Below are 5,455 nucleotides of genomic sequence, written 5' to 3'. Positions count from 1 at the left end.
GTGTGGGAGTCGGCCGTCTTGGCCACCGTCTCGGGGGTGCCCTCGACCACCACTCGCCCTCCCCCGTCGCCCCCCTCGGGGCCGAGGTCGATGATCCAGTCCGCCGTCTTGATGACGTCGAGATTGTGCTCGATCACCAGCACGGTGTTGCCCTGTTCGACCAGGCGGGAAAGCACGGCGAGGAGCTTGCGGATGTCCTCGAAGTGCAGGCCGGTGGTCGGCTCGTCGAGCACGTAGACGGTGCTGCCGGTCGACCGCTTCTGCAGCTCGCTGGCGAGCTTCACCCGCTGCGCCTCGCCACCGGACAGGGTCGGCGCCGGTTGACCCAGCCGGACGTACCCGAGCCCGACCTCGACGAGCGTCTTCAGGTGCCGGGAGATCGCCGGGATCGCCTGGAAGAACTCCGACGCCTCCTCGATCGGCATGTCCAGTACGTCCGCGACCGTCTTGCTCTTGTAGTGCACCTCGAGCGTTTCGCGGTTGTACCGCGCGCCGTGGCACACCTCGCAGGGCACGTACACGTCCGGCAGGAAGTTCATCTCAATCTTGAGCGTGCCGTCACCCGAGCAGGCCTCGCAGCGGCCCCCCTTGACGTTGAACGAGAAGCGACCCTGCTGGTACCCGCGGACCTTCGCCTCGGGCGTCTCCGCGAACAGCTTCCGGACGTGGTCCCAGACACCGGTGTACGTCGCCGGGTTGGACCGCGGCGTACGGCCGATCGGCGACTGGTCGACGTGGATGACCTTGTCCACCAGCTCCATGCCGGAGATCTTCGTGTGCCGCCCGGGCACCGCGCGGGCGCCGTAGATCTGCCGGGCCAGTGACGTGTAGAGGATGTCGTTGACCAGCGTCGACTTGCCGGAGCCGGACACCCCGGTGACCGCGACGAACACCCCGAGCGGGATGGTCACGTCGAGGTCCTTCAGGTTGTTCTGCCGGGCGCCGTACACGGTCAGCTCGCGGCCCTCGGTCAGCGGGCGCCGGACCGCCGGGATCGGGATCTCCTTGCGGCCGGACACGTACGCACCCGTGATCGAGTCCGGGTGGTTGCGCAGGTCCTCGACGGTGCCCGACACCACGACCTGTCCACCGTGCTCACCGGCGCCCGGGCCGATGTCGACGACCCAGTCCGCGTGATCGATGGTGTCCTCGTCGTGCTCGACGACGATCAGCGTGTTGCCGAGCTCCTTGAGCCGGACCAGCGTGTCGATCAGCCGCCGGTTGTCGCGTTGGTGCAGGCCGATCGACGGCTCGTCCAGCACGTACAGCACGCCGACCAGGCCGGAGCCGATCTGGGTCGCGAGCCGGATCCGCTGCGCCTCACCGCCGGACAGCGAACCCGCCGGCCGGCTCAGCGCGAGGTAGTCCAGGCCGACGTCGAGCAGGAACCGGAGCCGCTCGCCGATCTCCTTCACCACCCGCTCGGCGATCTGCTTCTCCCGCGGGCTGAGCTCCATCCGGACGAGGAAGTCGTGCACCTCGTCGATCGACATCGCGCTGATCTCGGCGATGTTCTTCCCGCCGAGCGTGACCGCCAGCGAGATCGGCTTCAGGCGCGCGCCGTTGCAGGCCAGGCACGGCACCTCGCGCATGTACTCCTCGAAGCGCTCCCGCCCGGTGTCGCTGGACGCCTCCGCGTGCCGGCGCTCGACGTACGGGATCACGCCCTCGAAGCTCGTGTAGTACGACCGCTCGCGGCCGTAGCGGTTCTGGTACGAGACGTGGACCTGCTTGTCGTGGCCGGTGAGCAGCGCCTTCTTCGCCTTCGCCGGCAGCTCGCCGAACGGTGTGCTGGTCTTGAACTTCAGGTCCCGCGCGAGCGCCTCGAGCAGCCGCTCGAAGTACTGCGTGACGTTCTGCCCCGACCACGGCTGGATCGCGCCCTCGTCGAGGGACTTCGACGGATCCGGCACCAGCAACTCCGGGTCCACCTCCATCCGGGTGCCCAAGCCGGTGCAGACCGGGCAGGCGCCGTACGGCGAGTTGAACGAGAACGACCGCGGCTCGAGCTCGTCGATCGCGAGCGGGTGATCGTTCGGGCAGGCGAGCTTCTCGGAGAACCGGCGCTCGCGGTGCGGGTCGTCCTCCGGCAGGTCGACGAAGTCCAGCACCACCAGGCCGCCGGCCAGCCCGAGCGCGGTCTCCACCGAGTCGGTCAGCCGCTGCTTCGCGGAGCCCTTCACCGCGAGCCGGTCGACCACCACGTCGATGCTGTGCTTCTTCTGCTTGTCGAGCTTCGGCGGCTCGGTCAGCTGGATCGTCTCGCCGTCCACCCGGGCCCGGGAGAAGCCCTGACCGGTCAGCTGCCGGAAGAGGTCGACGTACTCACCCTTGCGGCCGCGGACCACCGGGGCGAGCACCTGGAACCGGGTGCCCTCGTCGAGCTCCAGCACCCGGTCGACGATCTGCTGCGGGGTCTGCCGCGCGATCGGCTCGCCGCACTCGGGGCAGTGCGGGCGGCCGGCCCGGGCGAACAGCAGCCGGAGGTAGTCGTACACCTCGGTGATCGTGCCGACCGTGGAGCGCGGGTTCCGCGAGGTGGACTTCTGGTCGATCGAGACCGCCGGCGAGAGGCCCTCGATGAAGTCGACGTCCGGCTTGTCCATCTGGCCGAGGAACTGCCGCGCGTACGCCGAGAGGGACTCGACGTAGCGCCGCTGGCCCTCGGCGAAGATCGTGTCGAAGGCCAGGCTGGACTTCCCGGAGCCGCTCAGGCCGGTGAAGACGATCATGGCGTCCCGCGGCAGGTCGACCGAGACGTCCTTCAGGTTGTGCTCACGCGCTCCGCGCACGATCAGACGGTCAGACACAAGCTCACTCTCGACAGTTCTCGAAGGGGTTCCAGGCATGCCCCCGTCATGCTAACGAGGCCCACCGACAAAAACTTCCGCCGCCGGATCGGGCGGCTGCTTCGAAAGTATATTCGATCGCGCAGGGTGCTCGATACAACCCGGCCGGAGGTGACAGGATCGGCGGTGTCGCAGAGATCAGGCACCGAGATTGCAGGGAGAGGCGAGATGCCCGAGTACCACGGGAACGTCAAGGTCGGCGGACCGGCGCAGACGCACGAGCTGGCCAAGCTGATGATCACCAAGGTCGCGGTCGGGCCGATGGACAACAACGCCTATCTGCTCCGCTGCCGGCAGACCGACGAGCAGGTCCTGATCGACGCCGCGAACGAGGCGGACACCCTGCTCCGGCTGATCGGCGACGCCGGTCTCGCGCGGGTCGTCACCACGCACCGCCACCAGGACCACTGGGAGGCGCTGGCCGAGGTCGTCGCCCGGACCGGCGCCACCACGGTCGCCGGCCGCCACGACGCCGAGGGCATCCCGGTCCCGACCGACCAGCTGGTCGACGACGGCGACCACATCGCCGTCGGCCGCTCCAGCCTGCGCGTCATCCACCTGGTCGGCCACACCCCCGGCTCGATCGCGCTGGTGTACGACGACCCGGACGGCGCCCCGCACCTGTTCACCGGCGACTCGCTCTTCCCCGGCGGCGTTGGCAACACCCAGGGCGACAAGGCCCGTTTCACGTCGCTCATCAACGACGTCGACGCCAAGCTCTTCAAGCCCCTCCCCGACGAAACCTGGGTCTACCCCGGCCACGGCGCCGACACCACCCTCGGCACCGAGCGCCCCCACGTCGCCGAATGGCGCGAACGCGGCTGGTAACCAGTCCGGCTTAGGGTGGCGGCATGAACGGGTTCGCGGAGTACCAGCCCGGGGTCGTCCGGCGGACGGTCGACGTCGTGGTCCGTCCAGCCGTCGACGCGGATCTGACCCGGTGTGCCGAGTTGATCGTGTCCCGGACGGGCGGAGCGGTCGACGTACGGCGGGCTCGGCTGGCGGCGGATCTGGCGGATCCGGAGAAGTACACCGTGGTGGCCGAGGTGGATGGTGAGGTGGCCGGGTACGCGCTGGTGCTCCGGCACCGGATCTCCCCCACCGACCCGCCGAACACGGCCCCGGACGGGTACTACCTGATCGGGCTGATCGTCGCGCCCGAGCACCGCCGGCACGGGATCGGCGAACTGCTCACCCGGGAGCGGATCCGCTGGACCGCGGAGCGCGCCGACGAGGTCTACTACTTCGCCAACGTCGCAAACGGCGCAACCCTCGACCTCCACCTGAGCTTCGGGTTCACCGAGGTGACCCGCGACTTCACCTTCCCGAACGCTCCACTCAAGCCTGGCACCTGCGTCCTGCTCCGCGCCCCGATCAGTCGGTGAGCTCCGCGGGATAGGCGATCACGTCGACGAGCGCGTTGTTCCGGATCGCCGTCAGTTCGGTACGCCGGGCGATCGCATCCTCGAACAACTGCCGCTGCAACGACTGCGCATCCCGCAGCGGTACGCCGTTCACCGCGAGCACCAGGTCGCCCTGCCGAAGGCCCGCGGCGGCTGCCGGGCTCGCCGGGATCACCTCCACGACCCGGAGCGCGGTCCGCTGGTCGAAGCGCTCCGCCAGGGCCGGATGCAGCGGGGCCGGCGTACTCACCAGACCGAGGTACGCGCGGCGCACCCGGCCGTCGTGCAGGAGCGAGTAGATGATCCGGCGGGTCGTCGGATTCATCGGCACCGCCAGGCCGAGACCGATCCCGGCGACCGCGGTGTTGATGCCGATCACCCGGCCGTTGCCGTCGGCCAGCGCGCCGCCGGAGTTGCCCGGGTTGAGCGCGGCGTCGGTCTGGATGACGTCCTCGATGATCCGGTTGCCGGCACCGCTCCGGACCGGCAGCGACCGGCCGAGCGCACTCACCACGCCCGCCGTCACGCTCCCGGCCAGGCCGAGCGGGTTGCCCACCGCGACCACCAGGTTCCCCACCTTCAGGTGGTCCGCGTCGCCGTACTCGGGCGGATCCGGGATCTCCCGGTCGGCCCGCAGTACGGCGAGATCGGACAGCCGGTCGACGCCGGCCACCCGCGCCTGCGCCGTCGTACCGTCCGCGAACTCCGCCGACGCCTCGGTGCCGCCGCCGACCACATGGGCGTTGGTGAGCAGGTGGCCGTCGCCGGTCAGCACCACCGCGGAGCCGGACGAGTCGCCGCGCCGGCTGTGGATCCGCAGGCTCGCGACCCGCGGGATCAGGTGCTCGGCCACCCCCGAGACCACCCGGGAGTAAGCGTCCAGTACATCGTCTTCGGGCATTGCCCCACCTCCTGAATTACAAGATTACTGTGCAATCCCAACGTGAACCGGACCACAATCCTGACCGATCGGTTGAAAACTGGCCGATCGGTCAGGCAAGCTGCTGACATGGCAGTCACCACCCCCGCCCGGGAGCGGACCAGGCGCGAGATCGTGCGTCAGGCGATGGACCTGTTCCAGGCGGCCGGCTACAACGCGACGTCGCTGCAGGACATCGCCACCGCGGCCGGCTGCTCGAAGGCGACGGTGCTGTACCACTTCAGCGGCAAGCCGGCCGTGCTCGCCGCCGTCCTCGAACCCGC

The 5,455-nt window shown here is 69.6% G+C and carries 5 protein-coding genes; 3 read left to right on the top strand and 2 right to left on the bottom strand.

All coding sequences use genetic code 11. The annotated features are described in order from the left end of the window. Positions 1–2,810, bottom strand: a 2,810-nt coding sequence (uvrA, locus tag VFF46_RS06395) for an excinuclease ABC subunit UvrA (RefSeq protein WP_325036088.1), incomplete at its 3' end; no start/stop codon positions are given. A gap of 207 nt (positions 2,811–3,017) precedes the next feature. Between uvrA and VFF46_RS06390 the strand changes: the two genes are divergently transcribed. Continuing rightward, on the top strand, positions 3,018–3,677 hold the full coding sequence (locus tag VFF46_RS06390; RefSeq protein ID WP_325036087.1) for an MBL fold metallo-hydrolase: 660 nt from the start codon (positions 3,018–3,020) through the stop codon (positions 3,675–3,677). Between the two features lie 23 nt (positions 3,678–3,700). Beyond that, positions 3,701–4,234, top strand: a complete 534-nt coding sequence (locus VFF46_RS06385) for a GNAT family N-acetyltransferase (RefSeq protein ID WP_325036086.1) — start codon at positions 3,701–3,703, stop codon at positions 4,232–4,234. On the opposite strand, the gene VFF46_RS06380 is transcribed toward VFF46_RS06385, so the two are convergent. Beyond that, positions 4,224–5,153, bottom strand: a complete 930-nt coding sequence (locus VFF46_RS06380; protein WP_325036085.1) for a S1C family serine protease — start codon at positions 5,151–5,153, stop codon at positions 4,224–4,226. The two genes, VFF46_RS06385 and VFF46_RS06380, sit on opposite strands and share 11 nt — an antisense overlap. A gap of 108 nt (positions 5,154–5,261) precedes the next feature. Between VFF46_RS06380 and VFF46_RS06375 the strand changes: the two genes are divergently transcribed. After that, positions 5,262–5,455 (top strand): helix-turn-helix domain-containing protein (locus VFF46_RS06375; protein ID WP_325036084.1); only part of this gene is annotated, 194 nt, incomplete at its 3' end.

Source organism: Kribbella sp. (genome assembly GCF_035655035.1).
In the GTDB taxonomy this organism is placed as follows: Bacteria; Actinomycetota; Actinomycetes; order Propionibacteriales; family Kribbellaceae; genus Kribbella.
Note: the sequence above shows the minus strand (reverse complement) of the source record. Positions and strands in the feature narration are given on the sequence as shown.